The sequence below is a fragment of the Oleiphilus sp. HI0067 genome (assembly GCF_001635735.1).
Genome location: NZ_LWFI01000603.1, coordinates 1 through 581 on the forward strand (window position 1 = coordinate 1; position 581 = coordinate 581).

Below are 581 nucleotides of genomic sequence, written 5' to 3' on the forward strand. Positions count from 1 at the left end.
CATGCAGCGTGCTGTACTTGAAGAAGCTGCAAAATTGGCAGAAAACGTACTTCAACCGATCAATGCATCAGGTGACAGGGAAGGGTGTGTCTACGACCCAGAAGCGAAAACAGTAAAAACACCTTCTGGTTTTAAAGAAGCATACAAAACGTACCAAGAAGGTGGTTGGAGCGGTCTCGCTTCACCCGTTGAGCATGGTGGACAAGGTTTGCCACACTTCTTGAAAGTAGTAGTTGATGAAATGTGCTGCTCTACCAACTTATCGTTTGGTATGTATCCAGGTTTGTCTCACGGCTCTATTGACGCTCTAACATTGCACGGTAACGAACACCAGCAGTCTTACTATTTGCCGAAGCTTATTGCGGGCGAGTGGACTGGCACGATGTGTCTGACAGAACCACATTGTGGTACAGATCTTGGTCTAATCAAAACTAAAGCTGAGCCGCAAGCGGACGGTAGTGTGTCGATCACCGGTAACAAGGTTTGGATTACAGGCGGCGATCACGATATGACTGATAACATCATTCACTTGGTGTTGGCAAAGCTTCCGGATGCGCCTGCAGGAAGTAAGGGCATCTCAT

Annotated in this window: 1 protein-coding gene; it reads left to right on the forward strand. The window is 47.5% G+C overall.

The features are described from left to right. Window positions 1-581, forward strand: a 581-nt coding sequence (locus tag A3739_RS06835; protein WP_197472144.1) for an acyl-CoA dehydrogenase family protein, incomplete at both ends; no start/stop codon positions are given.